The following is a 21,948-nucleotide window of genomic DNA, read 5'->3' as shown; positions in this document are numbered from 1 at the left end:
TGGCAGCGTCACGAGGGGCCAGTTTTTTATGGGTTCTGGATGCTCATCAGACCCTGATCGAATCACTCGGTATCGGAAGGAGACGGCGTTCCAGAGTTCATCGAGGCGGAATCGGTCGCGCCGTCGACTCGCTCCAGGACGGCGAGCGAACCCGCCGGGTACGCGACCAGTCCAGCGCCAAGCACCAGCGCGCCGAGTCCGAATCGCAGGTCGTTCGAGAGCGGGAGCAGCGGGCTCACTCCGACGAGGGCGGCGCCCGTGACGGCCCCGACGCTGAGTCCGGTCCATCGTTTGTCGGTCCACGACTCACCCGTGGCAAATGCCGGGTATCGGTGGCCGACGTGGAGCGTGAGTTTGAGTCCACAGGCCCAGCAGAGGCCGGTTACCAGTGCGAGGCTCTCGTATCCTGCGATCCAGTACAATCCCGCACCGACGCCGCCCCCGACGAAGATGGAAACGAGTGTATCCCGAGTAGAGCGGTCCATATCGCCACGAACGTGTTGGAAGTAAGTAAATATTGGCAGGGATTGATGTGGTGAGCAAGTGACGAGGTGGTATTCGATGAACGAAACTGTCCGCATTACGACGAACCGGTAATCACGATCCGGACGCAGGAGCCGAATCTCCACGCCGCCGACCCGTGCGGATGCCCACTGAACGGCGCCACCGTCACGTCGATGCTCGCCGGTGACGACCGACGGCCGGCTTGCCGGACTCCGAGGAAAGTTCGTCCCCGCCGTGTCCGTTCTGCGGAATGCCGGTCATCAGCATCACGTCGACGGGGCCGCACTCGCACTCGGCGCGGCCGTGTGGCTGCGGGTTGACGCTCACGGACGTCCAGAAGCAACAGAAGTAGCCGCCGCGGCCGTGGACGGCAACCTGCAATAGTGAGCGCGCGTAGCGCGGACGAACGCACTAGTGCGACCCGCTGGCCCCAGCTCAGAAGCCACCTGCGCGCAACCGGCATCGAGCGACTTTTGTATTGTTAGGCCAGCCTAAACCCATGAGCGAAGCACGACGGTCCGACCGAACCCGACGGCGGTTCATCGGCACTGGAATCGCGGCCGGGAGTGCAGCCCTCGCCGGCTGTCTCTCGGGCGACGGTGGAATACTGAACGGCGGCGAAGGCAACGGCAGAAATGGGTCGCATACGGTGACGATGAGCCCGGTTGGCGAGGTCGCGTTCGACGGCGTCCCGGAGGACGCGTTCGTCACGTTCCCGCACTACGCGGACATGGCCGTCGCGCTCGGCCACGGCGACGCGGTGAACACCCTGTTCGCCCCAGAGATGTCGGGACCGACCATGAGCGGGTACTACGACCAACTCGACGGCGTCTCCTTCGACGGCGCATCGTTGCCCCACCCGCTCGACAGTCAGCTGACCGAGGAGCAACTTTTCGCGTACGAGAGCGACGTGCACTTCCTCGATCCGTCGTACGTGCTGCTCACTCAGCGTAACTGGAGCCAGAACGATATCGAGAACGTCAGCGAGCGGATTGGCCCGTGGTTCGGAAATTTCCACAGCGGCGTCCACAGCGACCCCGCCGACGCCTACGCCGGCACCTACGAGTACTACACCCTGTGGGAACTCTTCGAGAAGGTCGCGGCCGTCTTCCAAGAGGAAGAACGGTACGCCGAACTCGCCGAGCTATACGAGGAGACGAGAACGAAGATCAGATCGAATCTTCCACCGAAAGCGGACCGACCGACGGTCGCTCGAGCGACGCTCGGTGATGGTGTCTTCTACTCCTATCACCTCGATACGCCCGGGTTCTGGCAGGCCGAAACGCGCCCGCTCGGCGCGAACGACGCGTTCGCCGATGAATCGTGGTCTGACGACTGGGGAACGATCGGGTACGAGGCGATGCTCGACGCCGATCCCGACGTGCTTCTCCACCTCTGGGGAATCACGCCGCAGTACTCCGTCACCGACGCTCGCGAGCGGCTCGAAGCGGACCCGATCGGCAGGCAACTGTCGGCGGTACAGAACGATCGGGTCGTCGCCAGCGGGATGCGCTATCAGGGCCCGATCATGAACCTCTTCCAGCTCGAGATGACCGCCAAACAGCTCTATCCCGAGCAGTTCGGCGAGTGGCCGGGATACCGATCCGGCGAGTCGTATCCCGACATCCCGGCGGCCGAACGACTGTTCGATCGCCAGCGGCTCGCGAAAATCATTACCGCGTAAGAGAGGGAGAGAAGCCGCTCGCAGAGTCCTCCGGCGTCGGGAACGCCCATACCTGTGGTCGAACGCACCTGCCGAGTCCGGAAGCCGTCGAATCCAGTATCGACGAACAAGCGCTCAGCCGGTTGGCCGAACCGGAAGCAGCCGCGTCGGTGGGTACGGTGCGCGCTTCAGACACCGTCTTTCGTGGTCCTGTTGGAAAACCCAGAGAAAGTGGCACTCCGTTCCAATATACTTCAGTATCAGTGGAAGAAGTGAATCAGCAGATGGAGAACGTCACCGCCAAGCAGGGACGACGAGTGTCGAGAGGGGCTCGAGGACAGATACAGACGATCGGTCGGTACGGGAGACGCATGCGGACGGAGGGTGATGTACCACGGGGACTGCGAACATGAGTGGATCGACCGAATACGACGTCGCGATCGCCGGCGCCGGGCCCGCGGGAGCGCAGTGCGCACGAGATCTCGCCGATCGCGGATTCGACGTCGTCGTGCTGGAGACGGAACCGGAAGCCGAGTTCCCCGCCCAGAGCAACAAGTCGACGGGCGGGACGTTCGCGTCGATGATGACCGCCTTCGGCGTTCCGGACGACGTGGTCATGCACGAGACGGAGTCGGTGGTCCTCGAATCACCGAACGAGCACCTCACACAGTCGCAACCGGGATACGTCTTGGAGTTCGCGGACTTCAAGCGATTCCTCGTCGAGGACGGGCGCGAGAAGGGCGCCGAGTACCTGTTCGACGCACGCGTTCGAGAGCCGATCGTCGAGGACGGTGACGTCGTCGGGATCCGATACAACGGTGACGAGGAAGTGCGTGCCGAGATCGTCGTCGACGCCACGGGACCGGCGGCGCCGTTGGCCAAGGCCCTCGGCGTCGTCGATCTATCGCGCACGAATCACGCGATCGGGATCGAGTACCAGTTCGACGGCGTCGCGCTCGATCACCGCGGCCACGCCGATCTCACGGATGCGTTGATGCTCCGGTTGGACCACGAGTACGCGCCGGGCGGGTACTCCTGGATCTTCCACACCGGCGTGGAGACCGCCAAAGTCGGGGTGTGTTTTATCCAGAACGAGGAGTACCGAGATCACGCCACCGACGAGCGGACCGTCGACGGCTATCTCGAACACTGGCTCGACACCGATCCACGGTTCGCAAACGCGAGGAGAATTCCCGAGACGCAGGTCCGCGGGTCCGCGTACGTCCAACCGCCGGGGTCGATGAGCACGACATCGTTCATGGCGATCGGTGACACCGTTCCGTCCGTCGATCCCGTCTGGGGCGAAGGCGTGGACAAGTGCATGCGATCCGCTCGAGCGGCCGCGATGACGGCTGACCGGTGTCTCACCGGAACGACGGACACGGCGGCGCGCGAGATGGCGGTCTACGACGACCTCTGGCACGAACGAGTGGCACCTCGGCAAGATCGCCGCCTGACGATGACGAAACTCCTCTACCTCGCCTCGAACGAGCGCTACGATCGGCTCATGCAGGACCTGAACCGGACCGACCGCGACACGCTCTCGGAGATCAACGGCGGAAACAAGCGAGAGATCCTGAAGTTGCTGTCTCCGAGCGACCTCCCGCTACTGTGGAAATACTGGCGGAAGGCGTGAGGATGGGCGAGGGGTCACCGTCGGCGGGCGGTAGAACGACGTCGGTGCGTCCCGCTGAAGACGCCGCCCCCGCTTCTCGCGACTTCGAAAAAATCCGCCCTCAGTTCCCAGACGACGAATCCGGCCACAGCACGGCCTCGAATGCGGCCGCGTAGCGTCCGGGCTGGACCTCGCCGAACGAGACGATACCGAGCGGTTCGTCGTGACCGTCGCCGAGACTCGCGTAGTGCAGGTCGAGCCCCGGTTTGCGTCCGCGGTACACGGACGATCCGTCGAACGTCTCCACCGGAAAGCCAAGCGTCGACGAGATACGGCCGGGTCGACGTCGGCAGGGTGGGCTGCAAGCCCAGTGAGTGGCTGCAATTCGCGAAGTTCGACGCGCGCTTCCAGGCCCGCAACGTCGACCGTTAGCACGCCAGTCGACTGGTCGTCGACGTATGCGAGTTCACCGTCGATAGGTTCGAGATGCATCGATTTCGGACGACCCCAGTAGTCGCCCCAAGCCGTCTCCATAGCATAAAGATTCGCAGTCGCGCCAGCAGGCCAACTGTGGGCACTCTCACGGGCGGGATACACCCCGAAACGGGTACGGAGAAACCGTTATATCGTCCGTGAATAAATATTGATGTATCAACCCTCCGTTGTCGTTCGTTCAGCAGCGCTCGCCAGCGGAGTCGGTTGCGCTGAACCCATGAATACCTCGATACAGGAAGTCGGCCCCAGCGAGCTGAGCGCGGCGATCGAACCGGGCGCGGTGACGCTCGTGTTGCGAGCGCCCGGTGTCGGCGGCTCACGACAGTTGCGGTCACTCGGCGAGGCCGTGACGGGGCTCCCCGAGACCAACGATGTCGACGAGCAGGAGCTCGTGGTCGTCGAGAACTTCGTGTCGGCGGTGTGTGACCTCACAGAGGGCTCTGTGATCGACTATTGCGACCAGTTCGGTCGGGGATCGCTGTTTACCAGATCGGGTGGCGCCGTCCTCGTCGCTCGTCCCCGCGGGTTCGACTGGCTCTGTCGGAGCGAGCGATCGGTCTACGGCCGGTTCGTCGAGCGGGCCGACGCCGTCCTCGTGGTTCGGACCCCGCCGACCGCCGTCGAACCGGCGATCAACGCCGTCCGCGAGCGGGTCTCCAAACGACCCGTGGGCGGGTTGGGAGACGAAAAACGGGCAGTGCTGCTCGAGCAGGTCGGCTATCCGGCGTACGCCTTCGAGACACCCGAGTTGCAACAGGCGCTCGGGTGGTACGACGCGACGATTACGCCCGGCGCACTGCTCTCGCTCTCGAAAAACGACGGGACACCGGCGCTCCTGCCCGCGGACGTAAGACGGGCGTTCGGAACACGACACGTGTTCGGCGATCGTGACACGGACAGCGATCGAGCGGAGTCGGTCTGGTCGATCGACGACGGACTCGCGGACAGCCTCGCCAAACTCGTCCCGAGCGGCGGCCTCCCGAGTCGAGTTCCCCACAAGCGCTCGCCACCGATCCTCGCCGCGGTTTCGCTCGTCGCCGCTGGACTGGCCGACGACGCGGCGTGGCTCGACTCGCTCGCCCAGTACCGCGTGGTCCCCGCAGCCGCCGAGGCGCTGGAGATCGCACTGTCACTGCCGCCTGGGACGGCAGACCACCTCCAGGTGTTCGCCGACGACCCCGCGCGAACGCTGATCCAGGAGCGTCTCGGCGACTCGGTCGTCGACGAGGCACGCGACGTCATCGGCGAGGCGGCCGACGCACTCGGATCGCCCGCCGTCGCGTTCGAAACGATTGCGACCGACCCGGCCGAGTACGGGTCGTCGATCCTCGTGGGGGCCTGGCACTGGGACGGCCCGGCCGCGTTACACGAAGCGGCAGCCGAACGCGAACTGGGGGCACCGCAGACGGACCCTGACGGAGAGATAGACTGGCCGGCATCCGTCGACGCGGCCGACCTCCGCGACGCCGTCGACGGCGGCCTGGTCGTCCTTTCCGGACCGAAGACGACCGGCAAGCGGCGGGTCGCCGCCTCCCTGGCGACGGAACTCGAAGACTGGGGCGCGACGGTCAGACTACCCGAACTCACCCACCCCGACCACGTTCGGACGGGGGTCGCGGCGACGCCAGATGCCGTCGTGATCGCCACGTACGGCGCCGAGCCAGCGCGAATCCGGAGCGAGGATGGCATTCGGGCCCTCGCCGAGTGGGTCGAGGCGGGAGACTGTGCAGGTGCGGTGCTCATCTGCGACAAGTCCAACCGGGAGCGCCTCGACGACATCGCCGCGCAAACTGACTGTGACGAACTGGCGACCTGGACGGATCGCACCGAGGTCGCCTTCGAGAAGACGAGTGGCATCACCTCGCCAGATCCCGCAGCTGTCGCACGCGAATTGCTCGATGCGATCGGCTGGGGCGAGGTCCAGACGCCGTCTCGACGGACCGTCGACGTCGAGTCGGTCGCCGACCAGAGCACGGTCGCCGCGGTTTCGGGCTGTCCGGACCACGCGCTCGACGCCGAACTCGTCGGACAGATCGTCGCCGAGGTCGTCGACATCATCGCGACGACACACGGGCCCGACGCGGCCCAGCCGTGGCTCTCGTTCGTCGACGACCTCGTGGCGGACGTCGGCCGCAATCGAACTGCCGACAGCGACGAGGCGATCCGGTATCGGGGTGAGGTGTACGCGACGGCGATCGCGGCCGTCGCGACGGCGAACCCGACGACGGATCAGTGGGTTCACGCGGTCGCGCGAAACGTCCTGACTCTCACCAACGAGACCGTAACCCCGAACGGCCGTGATTCCGTCGGCGGCGAGATGGAGCCGTTCGCCACCGCGTTCGCCGGGGCACTGTCGACGCTCGCCCAGCCGTCGGACGGGGCGGCGGTAAATCACGGCGCGGTGGGGTGTGTCGATCAGGTGCTCCACGAGATGGTCGGCAGCGAGGGGTCGCAATTTCCGCTCCATCAGGTCTACGGTCGCGCCGTCGGAGCGGTCGTCCGTCCCGTCGAGGCGAACGGAGAGGAGGAGAAAGACGAGAAGGAGGCGGACGAGGAGGAGCGATGGGAAGCGATCGGCAATGGACTCACCACGATATTCTCGCTCGTACGACAACACGCGGCGGGCTCCGACGATTGGGCCACGGCGAACGCGCTCACGAACGGCTTCGGCTCCGTACTCGGTGCCGTGGCGGAGACGTGTCCACCCGCGGATCTGTCGGCCCTTATAACCGATATCGAATCACGAGCCAGAAACGCGGCCCAGCTCGTCGGTGATCCGGACACCCGAACGGCGACGCTCGAAGAGTTGTACGTCGGTGCGATCGGACTGTGGGTGTTCGAACACGGCTGCTCGGACGAGGCGTTCGGGTCCTGGATCGAGGCCGTCGGCCAGGGGCTGTGCCGGACGGCGCGAGCGGTCGACGACGGCCAGCCGGAATCGTTCGTGATCGATACGTACGGTCGCGCCGTTCGAACCGTCGTCCAGTCGGGCGAGCGCGACCGGGCCGAACAGCTGTTCCCCGCGGCTCACCGACTCGCTGATGCGCTCGCGAGTGGCGAGTTCGTCGACGACGAGCAGGCGTTTCGAGCGGCGCTACACGCGAAGGCGCTGGCCGCCTTCGGCGACGTTGCCCTGGCATCTCCGGACGAGGTCACCCAGTACCCATACGGCAGTAACACGATCCCGTTCGACGATTCGCTCGGCTTCGAGGACTGGATTGCACTGTACGACGAGGCCGTGCTGGCCGACGGCGTGGCCGACGAAATCGACGCGACCTGCGCGGATCCGATGCAGTATCTGACGACCGTCTACCGCGACGCGCTGTCGACACAGGTGCAGGGCTTCGACGAGGAGACAGCCGACTCCGAGTCAAGCGGCCCCACGACGACCGGGTCGACCGACGGCGTGACGCCGCGCGACCAGCGGACGTGGTACCGCGGGCTCGAAGACGTGATCGAAGCGAAAGCGACCGAATCGAACATCGATCCGGTCGCCTTCCTCGCGGATGTATACGGCGGGGCGGCTGCTAACTGGGCGGCCGACGGCGCGTCGAGTCGCACGCAGGAGTGGATCGACGTACTCGTCGGATCGCTTCGGAGCGGCCGCGAGTCCGTCGACGGACCAGCGGCGAGCTCCTGGGACGACGCAGTCGCGTCGACGCACGCCGAGGTACTGGCAGCAGTGGTAATCCGGACCGACGTCGGCGAGCGCACCCACGATCGGTTGGTCGCAGCCGTCGTCGACGAGATCGAGACGATGGCGGTCGCGCCGGCCACCGTGATCTCCCCGGTCGAGTACGTCGGGTCGGTCTTCGGAAACGCACTCGCACTCGTGGCCGACGCCCCACCCGAAGAGATCCGATTCGGCGTGACCGAAGTGCTGACGGTCCTGGACGACTCGCTCTCGTTCGACCGAATCGGCGTCGAGCGAGCGGCGCTGCTCGAACGAGTCGGTACGACAGCGGGCGAACGAGTGCAGGCAGGTGACGGCGGGGCCCACGCGCAACGTCTCGAAGACGGACTCCGTGAAGCAGGGTTCGACTCCCTCGCGGACGACGTGGCTGACAGCGACGGTGTCGATGGGCCAGACGAGGCCGGCGGAGATACTGTCAGTGAGGCCGACACGGGCGACGGCGGACCCGATCGGACGCCGCAGCGATCGGAGTGACGGGTGTATCGAGGTCCGAATGACGGGTCCTCAAGTATGTTAGCCACCCAGCCGATGAGGGGCTAAGATATGAGCCCCACTACGGACGGGCGTCCCGACGAAAGAGATTGGTATGAGCCGAGTACGCGTCGCCACGTTCAGTCTCTTGGCCCTCGGGTACGCGGCGATCGGGTTCGTCGTGGGTCGGCAGATCCTTCACGGCGTTCTCGGTATACAACCGGCCACGCTCCTCCCGATGCCGGGACCCATGTTGCAGGTGCTCGGGTTCGGACTGGTTCTCGGCATCGTCCTCGCTGGAACGCAGGCCTCCGTCCGGTTCCTCGATCTGCACAAGATGTGAGCGGCGTCAGGTGACCGTGTTGAATCGGACGGCGAACCGGCTCGGAGCGGGGCAGGTCGCCGGGGTAGCGTTCGCAAGGGAGACGTTTTGGGCGGTGCCCCGTGCACGAACCCACATGGCACAGACACCCGATGTCGACGTGGTCGACACCGAGGACGACTACATCCACGTTCGCTTTCGCGATCCCGACCGCTACGACGAGATTCGAACGCCCGACTGGGCGGACCAGCCCGCCCAGTCCATCTCGGAGGGAAGTCAGGTCCGGACGGGAAAGGTCGACGGCACCGACGACTGGGAGGTCACGAGCGTCCTGATCGACAAACACGTCGGCGAGGACAAAGCCAGAGAGCAAGCTCGCGAGATCGTAGAAAAGATCGAATCGTGAGGAGGATACCGCGCGACGACCGTGGGTCGAGGCAATGCAACGGTCCGAAGCGTTCCAGCGGTTCGAAGACGATCCCGTCGACTAGTCGCTGATCGTCGGGACGACGTCGTTCACCGACACGTCGGTCCCTACCGGCGGACGAACCCGCACTGGCAACGACGATCACGGTGTCGTCGACGAACGAGTCGCCAACACGAGTACGGGGCCGCCCGCCTCAGACGTGGGGATGAACCTGATCGATGGCTGCGTCGACGGCGTCGGTCTGTCCGAGGATGGTGATGTGGTCGCCGTATTCGAGTTCGAAATCGCCCCGCGGGACCGTGCTCTCGCCGTCGCGGGCGACGAGCGCGATCAGCACTTCGTCCGGGATGTTTCCGTCGATGTCAGCGATCGTTTTGCCGACGAGTGACTCGGCGGTCACCTCGATCTCCTGGACGTCACCGCTCCGGCCCAGTTCCGTCATCCAGTTCGACAGTGCCGGACGCTCGATCATGTTGTCGATTCCCCACGCGGTTGCCGTCGCAGAGGACAGGGTCTCGACGCCGAGTTCCTCGAAGGCGTCGGCGTTTTCGGGGTTATTGATGCGGGAAATGACCCGCTCGACGTCGAACTTCGACTTGGAGAGCTGGGCGACCAGCAGGTTGGTGTCGTCGTCGCCAGTCGCGGCGACCACGATCCGCGCGCTGTCAGCGCCGTTCGTGCGCAGGACTTCGGTATCGGTCCCGTCGCCCTCCCGAACGGTAAAGCCCTCGCCCCGGGCGCGTTCGGCGATCGATTCGTCGTCTTCGAGGATGACGACGTTCTCTTCACGTTCTTCGAGGCGTTCGGCGAGCGCCCGGCCGACCGTGCCGCCGCCGACGATGAGTATTTGCATGGGTATCACGTTGAGCCGCTCTGCGATCTGTCTGGCGAATCCGCCCTCGAACACGACCGTCAGGAGGATAACGAGAAACACCGTGCCGGCGAGGAGGGTTCCCCCCTCTGGGTTCGTCGGGGCTACTCCCTCGGTCTTGAGCTGGATCGCAAATAGCGTCGCCACGCTCGCGGGGATGATCCCCCGAGGGCCGACGAGGCTCATGAACACTTTCTCGTTGCGGGTGAATCGTGACCCTCGCGTCGAGACGAAGACGAGTACCGGGCGAACGACCAGCGCGATGATCACGACGACGGCCAGCCCCGCGAGGCCCAGGCTTACGAGCGTCTCGAACTCGATGAGCGCGGCGAGCGCGATGAAGATAAACGAGAGGACGACGAGCGTGATATCGCCCTTGAAGTCCTCGATGGTTTCCCGGTACGGGAGGTTGGCGTTCCCGAGGAGGATGCCCGCGGTCGCGACGGCGGCGACGCCCGCCTCGGGCCTGATGGTGTCCGCGAGACCGAACGCGACGATCGCGCCGGCAAGGGTTATCAGTCGGGCGTTCTGGGGTGTCTCGCCGGCCGCGAAATGCACCTGGGTCAGCAGGTACCAGAGAACGCCCGCGACCACTCCTCCGACGAGCAGGCCGATGCCCAGCCGCGTCGCGAACTCGGTGACGTAATCCGCGGGATTGGCCTCCTGCGAGGCGAGCAGTTTGAAGATCACGATCGCGAGGATAGCCGCGGTGACGTCGTTGACGATCCCTTCGATCTCCAGGGCGGCCGCCACCCGGTTGTGAACCGGGACGACCGAGAGGATAGGCGTGACGACCGTGGGACCCGTCGCCACTAGCAGCGAGCCGATCAACGCGGCGATCGACCACTGGGCGCCCAGCAGGTAATGGACCGCCACCGTGGTCCCGACGAACGCGATCGCCGCCCCAACCGTTACCAGCCTGAGGGCGGCAGCGGGTGCCTCGCGAATCTTCTCGGCCGTGAGGTGAAACGCCCCCTCGAAGACGATGATCGCGACACTCACCCCGACGATGGTCGACAGCGCCGGACCGAACGACTCCCGTGACACGAGTCCGAGCCCCTCCGGACCGACGACGACACCCGCGAGAATGAGAAAGAGGACACTCGGGACGCGATATCGATCGGCGAGGACTTGCGCACTCACGCCAAGGGCGAGGATCAACGCGATGACTAACAGGAGGTTCGACTCGCCCCCGACGGCGAGCGGCACCACCGCATCCGGAAGCCGCGGCGGGATCACCGTCTCACCCGGCCCGTCGAGCGACGAGACTCCAGACCGACCTCGGAACGCGTCACCAGCGCCATTCTGGAGACGATCGGTGTTCCACATTCATAAATTCCTATTTTTGCTCCCCGAGGCGGCAGTCGGTTCCCGAGACGTGACTACCGGGAGCGTCCCGATTCCGGTCACACGGGTCGTGTCCGCACGGGTGAACGAATTACACTGCTGGCGCTGAGTCGCAAAAAAAGACGCAAATAAACAGCCGACAACTCGTCCGTCGACTAATCGCTGATCGTCAGGACGCCGTTTTTCACCGACACGTCGGTCGCCTCCGGCGGGCGGACGAACTCGAACTGCTGGTCGTCGGCGACGACGATCACGGTGTCGTCGACGATATCGACAGCGACGTCGCCCGCCGCGGCACCGAAGTCGACCGCGATCACGCTGCGGTCGTCGTAGTCGAGCGTCCGGACGACGATGCCACGTTCGGTCGCGTTCTGTAGTGGTTGTGGGACTTTCATACACAGTTCTAGCAGGTGTTCACTGGTAAGGGGAACGCAGGCAGACGACTGGCGGAGTATTACTCCGTCAATCGTCGTCGTCCGAGCCGATGCGGTCGGGAATCGTCGTGGGGGCGTCGCCCGGCAGCGAGACGTCCCGGAGCGTAAATCGCTTTACGACCATGTCGTAGCAGAAGACGAGCGTCCCGAGGATGATCATCGTGTCGCCGGGGAGGCGCGCCCAGAAGAGCAACTGGACGAGTTCGCCCTCGTAGAAGGCGAGGCTTCGCGCGGCGGCGTAGCTCTCGGTGAACGCCGTCTCCAGTTGCAGGAAGCCCACCGGCAGGACGGAGACGAAGACCATGACGGCGAGGCCGACGTTCCAGAGCCAGAAGGACCAGCGCAACCGTGTTTCTGACCACAGATCGGGTTTCGTCGAGATGCGCAGCATGTAGATGGCCATCCCGAGCGCGAGGAAACCGAACGCGCCGAACATCGCGGCGTGGGCGTGCCCGACCGTGAGGTAGGTGCCGTGTTCGAAGTAGTTGATCAGCGGGAGGTTGATGAAGAAGCCGAGGACGCCGGCGCCGACGAAGTTCCAGAATCCGCTGGCGATGATGAACATGAAGGGGAGGGTGTACGGGAACGTCTCGTCGCTCGTCGCCAGCGCGCGGTACTGCCCCATCGCCTCGAAGAGGATCAGGATGAGCGGGATGAGTTCGAGCGTCGAGAAGACGGAGCCGAGCGGCAGCCAGATGTCGGGCTGACCGACCCACCAGTAGTGGTGCGAGGCGCCGATCACGCCAGAGCCCATGACGAACAGCGCCTGGAACGCGACGGCCTTCTCGGCCGAAGCCTTTCGGAGGAGACCCATGCTCACGAGCGTGAGGCCGACGACGGCGACGATGAAGAACTCGAACGCGCCCTCGACCCACATGTGGACGACCCACCAGCGCCAGAACTCCGTGGTGACGATGTTCGTCTCCGGCGTGTAGAACATGCCAGCGACGAACAGGAGGCCGATCGACCCGCCGGCGTAGATGATCATGTGTGCGAGACCGTAGCGCTTCTCGCGCCGGAGCATCGGCCTGAACCCGCGCCAGACGAGCGCCGTCCAGAGGACGAACCCGACGAGCAGACCGACCTGCCAGAGCCGGCCGACCTCCAGGTACTCCAGGCCCTCGTTGCCGATGATCCACCAGAGATCGCCGTCGATGTAGCCCTGCGCCCCCAACCAGACGCCCGTGAGGCCGCCGACGACGGCGACGATCAATGCACCGAGGAGGACGTGGATGTACGTCCGCTGGTGATCCGGTTCGTGGTTGGTCAAAAGCGGCGGGAGGAAGAGGCCGGCACCGAGCCAGAGCGCGGCAATCCAGAGGATGCCGAGATCGAGGTGGAAGGTCTTCGCCATCGCGAAGGGGAACGCCTCGACGATGTCGATCCCGAACACCTCGGTCACGCCGAAGAAGCCGTCGCGCTCGACGTAGTAGTGGGCGAGGAGCCCACCGAGCAAGACCTGAAGGGCAAAGAGCGCCCCCGCGAGCGGGATGAACCTGGTCGCCGCCCGCTGACTCGGGGTCAAGTTGATGTCGTCCGGTGGCGGAATCTCGATCCCCCGTACTTCCGGTTCGGGGAGTTCGACCGACTTGTAGAGCCAGACGCCGATCCCGACGGCGCCGACGAGCAGGACCATGCTGATGACGCTCCAGACCATCGTCGCGCCCGAGGGCGTGTTGCCAGCGGCCGGGTCGTACGGCCACTCGTTGGTGAAGCTACTGTCGCTACCCGGTCGGTCGGTGTGTGAGATCCAGGCCGTCCAGAGCGCGAAGTCGGCGAACTCGCGAGCTTCGGATTCGGAGTCGATGGTGTCTGCCGGGACGCCCCGCTCCAGCGCCCCCTCGTGATAGCGCTCGACGTACTCCTCGCGGACGTGCTGGTGGGCGTAGGCCTCCGCAGCCGAGTACTCGATAGTCGTCGCGCCCTCCTCGATCGTGCCCGACAGATCGGACTCGACGAGCGACTGGACGCTCCCCTGCTCGGCCGCGTCCAGTTCGTCGTAGGTCGTCCCGTAGCGCTCGTCGGCGTAGTACTCGCGCATCGCCGAGACTTTCAGATCGAGCGTATCGGCGGTGTAGTCGACCCCGTAGTAGGCGCCGTTGCCGAGGATCGACCCGTGGTTCATCAGGCCGTTCTGCTGGAAGACGATCTTCCCGTCCTCGACCTCACCTTCCGTGACGATCACCTCCCCGTCGGGACCGGTCACCTCCTGGGGAATCGGCGGGACCTGCTGGGCCGAGTACAACGCCCCGCCGCCCATCACGATCAGATTCAGGACGAACACGACGGCCAGCGCCTTCGCGATCTTCCGCCGGGTTATTTCCATAGCCGATGATTATACCAGAGGCACTTTTATGTATGGGAGAAGGTATTCGGGAGAACACGTCTCGAGTCCTGTCGGCCGCAAAAAACAAACAAGAGGAGGACCACTCGATCTACCGTTGTCGGCGAACGAACTGGATTACCGCAAGGTGTTTTCGCTGAGTGAATACGTGGAAATAGTATTTATACAGTGCGTTCGACAGAGGGAATATGTGCCGGACAGCTCACCCGACCGACGTACTCGTTTCACCCGACTGGCTCGAAACCCGCCTCGACGAGGTGCAACGGGACGACCCCGCCCTCCGGCTCGTCGAAGTCGACGTCGACACGGACGCCTACGAGGAGGGACACGTTCCCGGTGCGGTCGGGTTCAACTGGCGGACACAGCTGCGCGACCAGACGCGACGCGACCTTCGCGACCCGGACGAACTGGCGACGATGCTCGGTGACCACGGGATCAGCGACGATTCGACGATCGTCCTCTACGGCGACGATGCCAACTGGTTCGCCGCCTACGCCTACTGGCAGCTGAAATATCAGGGCCACGACGACGTCCGCCTGCTGGACGGCGGCCGCGAGTACTGGCAGACGAAGGACTACCCTGTCACCGACGAGGTCCCCGACTACACCCCCGTCGAGTACGACATCGGCGGGCCTCGAGAGACGATCCGTGCCTACCGCGAGGATGTCGAACTCGGACTCGATCGCGACTGTTCGTTCGTCGACGTTCGCTCGCCCAAAGAGTACAGCGGCGAACTCATCGCGCCGCCGGACATGACCGAGACCGCCCGCCGCGGTGGACACATTCCGGGCGCCGAAAACGTCTCCTGGACGGACGTCACGGACGACGAGGGGCTGTTCAGGAGCCGCGATGAACTCGAATCGCTCTACGCCGAGGCCGGGATCACCGGCGACGAGACGACGATCACCTACTGTCGCATCGGCGAACGCGCCTCGGTTGCCTGGTTCGCTCTGCACGAACTGCTTGGCTACGAGGACACCATGAACTACGACGGGTCGTGGACCGAGTGGGGGAATCTGGTAAACGCACCGATCGAGACGGGCGCGGCGGAGTGAAACGGTCTTCTGACCGGCAACCGATGTCGCGGCGTCGGCGGTGAACTGCCAGACCGGCGGAGTCGATTGGCGGGTTTCGTGACGACCGAACTCACGTCACAGCCAGACAAACAGCCAGTTTGGCCGTCGAACGTGGGGAAAGAGCGGTATGAGGAGTCGTCGGCAGCCACGGATGGACGCGCAAAGTCATGTATGAACGCGATAATATTATCGCGTTCATAATCGGCCCACGCCGACGAGTTCCGAGAACACGAGACATGCTGTGAGTGGTAGTCAACTAATGGCACTCGATCGAAACGCCGACCTCGATATCCATCGCCACGCCGGCGCATTCTCGTAAGTCGACCAACAGCTTCTTCTCGGCACGGGCATATATTCAGTACGCAATGACAGTACTTTCAACAGAAGACGAAGGTAAGTTCCTGATGGACGTCCGTGGAGAGCAGATCGGCATCGTCACGGCGGTCGATCCGGTCGAGCAGGTCGCCTACGTCGATCCGGAGCCGAGCCTCACGAACGCGTGGATACAGAGCCTCGGCCGCGGCGACGCGGGCGAGGACGATATCGAGATTCCGAGCGAGAACATCGAGACGGTGACCGATTCGGAAGTTCGCGTCGACGCCGACCTCAGTAGCGAGGAGTGACGACAGTTCGGATCCGGTTGCCGGCGTGAACGACGCCCGGCGGCGATTCCGACCGGTGAGCGCGTCGAGTCGAGGTCTCAGTTGACCGGACTGAACGCCGAGACGGGAAGGGAGGGTGCTGTAGCGAATTGCGTCCCAAATCGAGCGGCCGTTCGTCGGCTAGAAGTTCACCGCGTCCTGGCCTTTCAGGCCGAGGAACTCGCGGGTTTGCTCGGGCGTCGCAATCTCCCGCCCGGCCACCGACTTCGTCAGTTCGACCATCTTCTCGACGAGGTCGGCGTTGCTCGCGGCCAGTTCGCCGCGGCCGCGATAGAGGTTGTCCTCCAGGCCGACGCGAACGTGCCCGCCCATCGAGACGCCCTGCACGCCGAGGGGGAACTCTTGGCGGCCGGCGCCGATAACCGAGAAGGAGTACTGGTCGCCAAAGAGTTTCTCCGCGGTTCGGTACATGTGGGTCAGTTGCTCGGGATCGGCACCGATCCCGCCGTGGATGCCCATGACGAACTGGATACGAAGCGGCGGCTCTAGCAGGCCGCGGTCGAGGAAGTGCTTGGCCGTGTAGAGGTGCCCGACGTCGTAACACTCGAGTTCCGGTTTGGTTCCGCACTCGTCGAAGGTTTCGAGGAGGGATTCGATGTCGCCGAACGTGTTCCGGAAGATGAAGTCGCGGCTGTCGTCTAAGTAGTCGGGTTCCCAGTCGCGATCGAACTCGTCGTAGGCGTTCAGGAGTGGGTACATCCCGAAGTTCATCGAGCCCATGTTACAGGAGGCGGTCTCCGGCTCGAGTTCGGGCACGGTCGCGATCCGTTCCTCGACGGACATCGCCGCCGACCCGCCGGTCGTCGGCTGGACGATCGCGTCCGTCTCGGCGCGGATTCCGCTCGCGATCTCGCGAAAGAGCGCGGGGTCGCTCGACGGTTCGCCCGACTCGGGATCTCGGGCGTGGACGTGGATGATGCTCGCGCCGGCCTCGGCGGCGGCGATGCCGTCTTCGATGATTTCCGCCGGCGTGACCGGCAAGTTCGGAGACATCGTCGGGACGTGGATCGCCCCGGTCAGTGCAGCCGTGATGATGACGTCGTCGTGGTGTTTCATGTGATGTGGAGTCGGGTCGTGGTGGGTGGTCGGATGGCTGGACAGCGCGATCGATACACCGACCGATCGCGTCGATCAGTCGTCGCCGTCGACGAAGGCGACCGGACGGACCCAGCCGCCGCTCGCGTTCTCGATCTTGATAGGGGCCGTGACGAGCGGGATCTCGGTCCGGCGTGGAAGCGCGTCGAGATTGGCCATCTTCTCGATCTGGCAGTACTCGACGTCGCGGCCCGCGAAGTGGGCCGGCCAGAGTTCGGCGTCGTCTTCGGCCTCGGCGTAGCGAGCACCCATCTCGGTGAACGGCTTGTCGAAGCCGTAGGCGTCGGTGCCGATGACGCGGACACCCTGCTCGACGAGATGTTTCGTCGCGGCAGCGCTCATCCCGGGGAAGTCGGTCAGGTACGCCGGCGTCCCCCAGTGCTCGTCGGCGCCGGTTTCGAGCAGAACGATCTCGCCCGGCGAGAGGTCGTGGTCGATGGCGTCGAGTTGCTCGTCGATCTCGGCGGGTGTGATCTCCGTGCCGGCGTCCTTCCAGGTGAAGTCGAGGACGACGGCCAGGCCGCGTGCCCACTCGAGCGGGACCTCGTCGATCGTTCGCGCCGGCTCGCCGTCGACGGTCGGGCCGTAGTGGGCCGGCGCGTCCATGTGGGTCCCGGTGTGGGTGATCGCGCTCACCTGCTCCCAGCCGAGTCCCATCCCGTCGGGGAAGTCCTCGGCGTAGACGTCGTAGCCCCCATCACGGAGATTCTCCGCGAGCAGGGAGGCGCCCGCCTCGTGATCGAAGTACTCGATATCGGGCGGCCAGGGCTCGCTCTCGACGTCCGCTTCCAGGCCGATACTCAGGTCGATCGGGTCGTACTGTGTCGGGTCGAACATGCGTGTCGTATAGTCGTGTGTCGTCGGGTGGTCGTTCGTGTGTGGTCGAGTCGCATCGTGTGGTAGTGGGTACCGTCCGCGCCGTGTGTAGTGTGGGGTGTCCGCCCGGCTCGGGTGCCCAGCCGGAGCCTCACATCCCGAGGTATGCTTCACGCACCTCGTCGCTCCGTTTCAGCTCCGTCGCTGGGCCGGAGAGGGTTACCTCGCCGTTGTCGAGGACGTAGGCGCGATCGGCGATGTCGAGCGCGGAGAGCGCCTGCTGGGAGACCAGCAACACCGTCGTGCCCGCCTCGTTGATCCGGCCGATCGCGTCGAGGATGTCGGCCGCGAGGTCCGGGGCGAGGCCGAGCGTCGGCTCGTCTAAGAGCAACATGTCGGGGTCGCTCATCAGGCCCCGGCTCATCGAGACCATCTGCTGTTGGCCGCCGGACATCGTCCCGACGCGCTGGTCGAGGCGCGATTCCAGATCCGGGAAGATCTCGAACACGCGCTCGCGCAGGCCCGAAACGGTTTCCTCGTCGAGGCCGCGCGGCGTCGCGATCGCGAACGTCTCGGCGATGGTCATCTCCGGGAACAGCTTGCGATCCTCGGGGACGTGGACGAGGCCGCGTTTCCAGGTCGCGTTCGCCGCGAGGGCGGTCACGTCTTCCCCGTCGAACCGGATCGCCCCCGAGTCGGGCGTCGACAACCCGGAGACGTTCTCGAGCAGCGTCGTCTTGCCGGCCCCGTTCGAGCCCAGCAGCGCGACGAGTTCGCCGGGTTCGACCGAGAGCGAGACATCTCTGAGAACGCGCGCTCGGCCGTACGAGAAGTCGACGCCCTCGACGGCGAGCAACGGTTCGCGAGCGGTCGTCTCACCCATCGAGACCACCTCCGGTTTCGGGCACGTCTTCGTCGGGCGTGGCGTCACTGTCCGGCCCGGTCCCTGCCTCGCCGCGGCCGGAACCGAGGTAGACGTCGATCACCTGCTCGTCGTGAACGATCTCGTCCGGCACGTCTTCGGCGATGATGGTGCCGTTCGCGAGCACGCCGACGCGGTCACAGACCGTCATCGTCGCCTCCATGACGTGTTCGATCAGCAGGATCGTCACGTCGAGCTCCGCCCTGATTCCCTCGATCAGTTCGATCTGGCGCGCCACGTCCTCGTGGCTGAGGCCGGCGAAGACCTCGTCCAATAGGAGGAGTTTCGGCTCCGTGGCGAGCGCGCGGGCGATCTCGAGTCGCTTCTGCTCGGACATCGTCAGGTCGCGACTCTCCTCGTGCGCCAGGTCGACGAGATCCACGAGGTCGAGCAGTTCCAGCGCTCGCGAGCGGGCCGTGCTCACTCGATCGTAGCCGCCGGCGTAGACGAGGCCGGGCAAGAGGTTGTCCTGCGTCGTCATGCCAGGGTACGGCCGGGTGAGCTGGAAGGTGCGCCCGACGCCGTCGCGGGCGATATGCTTCGGCGCGCGATCGGTGATGTCGGTGCCGTCGAAGACGATAGTCCCGGTATCGGCACGGAGGAGACCGGAGACAAGGTTGAACAGCGTCGTCTTGCCGGCCCCGTTCGGGCCGATGAGGCCCTGGATCGAGCCCTCCTCGACGGTCATCGAGACGCCTTCGAGGACCCGGAGGCCGCCGAAGGATTTCTCGATATCGCGCAGTTCGAGGAGGGTCATCACCGATCACCTCCCGGCGTCGCGCCGCCGAGTCTGTCCGGCAATCGGCTCCGGGCGTGGCGACGGAGCCACGGGACCACGCCGTGGGGCAGGTAGAGAATGACCCCGACGAGGACGAGTCCGTACATGATCTGGGCGACCTGGCCGCCGAACTGCAGGACGAGGATCTCGTCGACGACGCGGAGCGCCGCCGCCCCAACGAAGGGGCCGATCCAGTTGCCGGTCCCGCCGAGCAGCGCCATGAGGACGACCAGGATCGAGACCCGGACGTCGAACATCGGCGTCGGCGTGACGTAGCCGAGGTACCAGGCGTAGATGCCGCCGGCGAGGCCGGCAAGCGCCGCCGAGAGGACGAACGCACCCACTTTCAGCCGGGTCGTGTCGATCCCCTGCGTGCTGGCGACCGCTTCGTCTTCCCTGATGGCGTAGAGGCCGATCCCGTACTTCGAGCGTTCGACGAGTCGCGCCGCGAGGATCGTCACGCCGAGGACGCCGACCATGAGCAGATACAGCAGCGCCTGGCTGTGGGCTGGATCGTCGAGCGCCGCCGGGAGAAAGATCCCCTGCGAGGCGTCGAGTCCGGGCAGGTTGGTCACCAACGCCTGAATGCCGAGCGCGATGACGAGCGTTACCAGTGCGAAGTACGGCCCTTTCAGCCGCAGGGCCGGATAGCCGACCACGAGCGCGACGAAACCGGCGACGGCCGCGCCGATCGGCGCGGTGAGGTAGGGTTCGAGACCGTACTCGACGAACAGCCAGACGGACGTGTAGCCGCCGACGCCGAGGAACGCGACGTGGCCGAAGCTCTCGTAGCCGGCGTAGCCGCCCAGCACGTTCCAGCCGACGGCCAGCGAGGCGTACATGACCAGTAACATCAGGAACGAGAGGACGTACTGGTCCATCGTCAGGGCAGGCACGAGCGCCAGCACCCCGACGACAACGATCGCGAGTCGATCCGACGAGTCGAGTCTGTCTCGTATCATTGCTGGAAGAGTCCCTCCGGTTTGACGACGAGCAGGCAGACGAGCAAGACGAAGAGGACGAAGTCGACCCAGGCGAACGGGACGACGAGCGCGCTCAGTTCGTACACCAGGCCCGTGAGCAGTCCGGCGACACCGGCGCCGACGACGCTCCCGACGCCGCCGAGGATGGTGACGATGAAGACGAACACCATCCAGTGGAGGTGCTCGCTAGGGGTGAACGACCAGAACATCGCGGTCGCGACGCCGGCGATCGCCGCCGTCGCGAGTCCGAGACCGAACGTGATCGCACTCACCCGGCGCTCGTCGATTCCCGAGAGGGCCGCCCCCTCGGCGTTCTGTGCGACCGCGAGGACCGCCCGCCCCGTATACGTGTATTTGAGGAAGACGAACACGATAACGAGCGTGAGTAGCGCGAGGCCGGCCCCGACGAGCCGTCCGGTCGTCACCGGGACGCCGAGGACGTTCACGACGTCTCTGGTGTAGCCGGTCTGGAGCACACGCGGGTCGGCGCTGAACTGGACGACGAGCAGGTTCTCGACGGCGATCGCCAGGCCGAACGAGAGCACCATCGAGGCGAACGCCACCTCGCGGGCCCGGTCGGCCAGCGGTCGGAAGAGCAACTCGTAGAGTGCGACGCCGATCACGAAGAACAGCGGCACGATCGCGACGAGTGCGAGAACGGGGTCGATGCCGTAGCTCGCGTGGGCGGTGTAGCCGAGATACGCCCCGAAGATGACGAACGCGCCGTGGGAAACGTGGATGACGTCGAGGGTCCCCCAGGTGAGGCTGAAGCCGACGCTCAGCGTCGCGTAAACCAGCCCGAGCAGGGTGCCGAGGACGATGGCTTCGATGACGGCCATCGTTAGAACTGCTCGTAGTAGGGATAGACGACGTCGTGCGTCGCCACGTCGTCGGGCGCGACGAGTTTCGCGACCCCGTCTCTGACCTGGGTGGCGTACTCGATCGGGTCCGGGAGCCCGCGGTCGTCGAAGGAGTACTCGCCGCCGACCGTCTCGACGGTATTGCTCTTGAGCCAGTCGCGGATCGCCGCATTGTCGAGTTCACCGGCGCCCTCGATCCCTTGCTGGAGGGTCTGCATCCAGGAGTAGCCGAAGAGGAAGTACTCGGACGTCGTATCGCGGTCGTACTCCTCCTGGGCGATTTCGTTGAGTCGGTCGATGCCCTCGAAGGGCAGATCCGGGTGCATCGACGTGCCGGAGACGACGTAGTCCCCGAGATCGCCGAGTTCGTCCTCCCAGGCCGGCGTGAGCGAGCCGATCCCCTGCAGGACGGCTTTGGGCTCGTAGCCGGTGTCGTGGATCGCCTGGATCGTCGAGACGCCGTCGCCGAAGAAGCCGTTCGCGAAGAAGAGGTCGGCCCCGACGTCCGCCGCGCTCGAGACGAGACTCTGGGCGGAATCCAGCGGGAGCGTGTATCGCTCGTCCATCTC

General features: G+C 65.2%; 20 protein-coding genes. 7 read left to right on the top strand and 13 right to left on the bottom strand.

What is annotated here, in order from left to right; genetic code table 11:
* Positions 1–62: 62 nt before the first annotated feature.
* Positions 63–485, bottom strand: a complete 423-nt coding sequence (locus C479_RS10345; RefSeq protein ID WP_007701953.1) for a hypothetical protein — start codon at positions 483–485, stop codon at positions 63–65.
* Between the two features lie 184 nt (positions 486–669).
* Positions 670–885 (bottom strand): hypothetical protein, encoded by a 216-nt coding sequence (locus tag C479_RS16255; RefSeq protein ID WP_007701950.1) that lies wholly within the window; start codon positions 883–885, stop codon positions 670–672.
* A 118-nt stretch (positions 886–1,003) separates the two neighbouring features.
* On the opposite strand from C479_RS16255, the gene C479_RS10335 reads away from it, so the two are divergent.
* Together C479_RS10335 and C479_RS10330 are read left to right on the top strand one after the other, a co-directional pair.
* Positions 1,004–2,188, top strand: a complete 1,185-nt coding sequence (locus C479_RS10335) for an ABC transporter substrate-binding protein (protein ID WP_007701947.1) — start codon at positions 1,004–1,006, stop codon at positions 2,186–2,188.
* Positions 2,189–2,576: 388 nt separating this feature from the next.
* Positions 2,577–3,803 (top strand): digeranylgeranylglycerophospholipid reductase, encoded by a 1,227-nt coding sequence (locus tag C479_RS10330; RefSeq protein WP_007701944.1) that lies wholly within the window; start codon positions 2,577–2,579, stop codon positions 3,801–3,803.
* Positions 3,804–3,903: 100 nt separating this feature from the next.
* On the opposite strand, the gene C479_RS16825 is transcribed toward C479_RS10330, so the two are convergent.
* Positions 3,904–4,065: a hypothetical protein gene (locus tag C479_RS16825; protein WP_241430184.1), complete on the bottom strand. Its 162-nt coding sequence runs from the start codon at positions 4,063–4,065 to the stop codon at positions 3,904–3,906.
* A gap of 429 nt (positions 4,066–4,494) precedes the next feature.
* Between C479_RS16825 and C479_RS10320 the strand changes: the two genes are divergently transcribed.
* The 3 genes from C479_RS10320 to C479_RS10310 all read left to right on the top strand — a co-directional run bounded on the left by C479_RS10320 (position 4,495) and on the right by C479_RS10310 (position 9,170).
* Positions 4,495–8,445, top strand: a complete 3,951-nt coding sequence (locus C479_RS10320; protein WP_007701938.1) for a hypothetical protein — start codon at positions 4,495–4,497, stop codon at positions 8,443–8,445.
* Positions 8,446–8,557: 112 nt separating this feature from the next.
* Complete coding sequence (locus tag C479_RS10315; RefSeq protein WP_007701936.1) at positions 8,558–8,785, top strand: hypothetical protein; 228 nt, start codon at positions 8,558–8,560, stop codon at positions 8,783–8,785.
* A 115-nt stretch (positions 8,786–8,900) separates the two neighbouring features.
* Positions 8,901–9,170 carry a hypothetical protein gene (locus tag C479_RS10310; RefSeq protein ID WP_007701933.1) on the top strand — a complete coding sequence of 90 codons (270 nt, stop codon included), beginning with the start codon at positions 8,901–8,903 and terminating at the stop codon, positions 9,168–9,170.
* A gap of 214 nt (positions 9,171–9,384) precedes the next feature.
* On the opposite strand, the gene C479_RS10305 is transcribed toward C479_RS10310, so the two are convergent.
* From C479_RS10305 to C479_RS10295, 3 genes are all read right to left on the bottom strand, one after another.
* Complete coding sequence (locus C479_RS10305; RefSeq protein WP_007701931.1) at positions 9,385–11,391, bottom strand: cation:proton antiporter domain-containing protein; 2,007 nt, start codon at positions 11,389–11,391, stop codon at positions 9,385–9,387.
* A 173-nt stretch (positions 11,392–11,564) separates the two neighbouring features.
* Positions 11,565–11,804, bottom strand: a complete 240-nt coding sequence (locus C479_RS10300) for a DUF7127 family protein (RefSeq protein WP_007701929.1) — start codon at positions 11,802–11,804, stop codon at positions 11,565–11,567.
* Positions 11,805–11,871: 67 nt separating this feature from the next.
* Positions 11,872–14,169, bottom strand: a complete 2,298-nt coding sequence (locus C479_RS10295) for a nitric-oxide reductase large subunit (RefSeq protein WP_007701926.1) — start codon at positions 14,167–14,169, stop codon at positions 11,872–11,874.
* 206 nt (positions 14,170–14,375) lie between these two features.
* Between C479_RS10295 and C479_RS10290 the strand changes: the two genes are divergently transcribed.
* Both C479_RS10290 and C479_RS10285 read left to right on the top strand, forming a co-directional pair.
* Positions 14,376–15,242: a sulfurtransferase gene (locus tag C479_RS10290; RefSeq protein ID WP_007701923.1), complete on the top strand. Its 867-nt coding sequence runs from the start codon at positions 14,376–14,378 to the stop codon at positions 15,240–15,242.
* Between the two features lie 386 nt (positions 15,243–15,628).
* Positions 15,629–15,886, top strand: coding sequence for a hypothetical protein (locus C479_RS10285; protein ID WP_049907241.1), 258 nt, complete (start codon positions 15,629–15,631; stop codon positions 15,884–15,886).
* Between the two features lie 159 nt (positions 15,887–16,045).
* Here the strand turns inward: C479_RS10285 and C479_RS10280 are convergent, their stop codons facing one another.
* The 7 genes from C479_RS10280 to C479_RS10250 form a co-directional block, all read right to left on the bottom strand.
* Entirely contained in the window at positions 16,046–16,981 is a 936-nt protein-coding gene (locus C479_RS10280; protein ID WP_007701917.1) for a BKACE family enzyme, read from the bottom strand.
* A gap of 75 nt (positions 16,982–17,056) precedes the next feature.
* Complete coding sequence (locus tag C479_RS10275; RefSeq protein WP_007701916.1) at positions 17,057–17,857, bottom strand: cyclase family protein; 801 nt, start codon at positions 17,855–17,857, stop codon at positions 17,057–17,059.
* A 130-nt stretch (positions 17,858–17,987) separates the two neighbouring features.
* On the bottom strand, positions 17,988–18,719 hold the full coding sequence (locus C479_RS10270; RefSeq protein WP_049907240.1) for an ABC transporter ATP-binding protein: 732 nt from the start codon (positions 18,717–18,719) through the stop codon (positions 17,988–17,990).
* A complete protein-coding gene (locus C479_RS10265; protein ID WP_007701911.1) occupies positions 18,712–19,515 on the bottom strand; it encodes an ABC transporter ATP-binding protein in 804 nt (267 codons plus the stop codon). Before C479_RS10265 ends, C479_RS10270 begins: the two co-directional genes overlap by 8 nt.
* Positions 19,515–20,498 carry a branched-chain amino acid ABC transporter permease gene (locus C479_RS10260; RefSeq protein ID WP_007701906.1) on the bottom strand — a complete coding sequence of 328 codons (984 nt, stop codon included), beginning with the start codon at positions 20,496–20,498 and terminating at the stop codon, positions 19,515–19,517. The genes C479_RS10265 and C479_RS10260 overlap by 1 nt, the downstream gene beginning before the upstream one ends.
* Complete coding sequence (locus tag C479_RS10255; RefSeq protein ID WP_007701903.1) at positions 20,495–21,358, bottom strand: branched-chain amino acid ABC transporter permease; 864 nt, start codon at positions 21,356–21,358, stop codon at positions 20,495–20,497. Before C479_RS10255 ends, C479_RS10260 begins: the two co-directional genes overlap by 4 nt.
* 2 nt (positions 21,359–21,360) lie before the next feature.
* A partial coding sequence (locus tag C479_RS10250) for an ABC transporter substrate-binding protein (RefSeq protein ID WP_007701900.1) occupies positions 21,361–21,948 on the bottom strand: 588 nt, incomplete at its 5' end.

Source organism: Halovivax asiaticus JCM 14624, assembly GCF_000337515.1.
In the GTDB taxonomy this organism is placed as follows: domain Archaea; phylum Halobacteriota; class Halobacteria; order Halobacteriales; family Natrialbaceae; genus Halovivax; species Halovivax asiaticus.
This window is presented reverse-complemented; position numbering and strand designations above follow the sequence as displayed.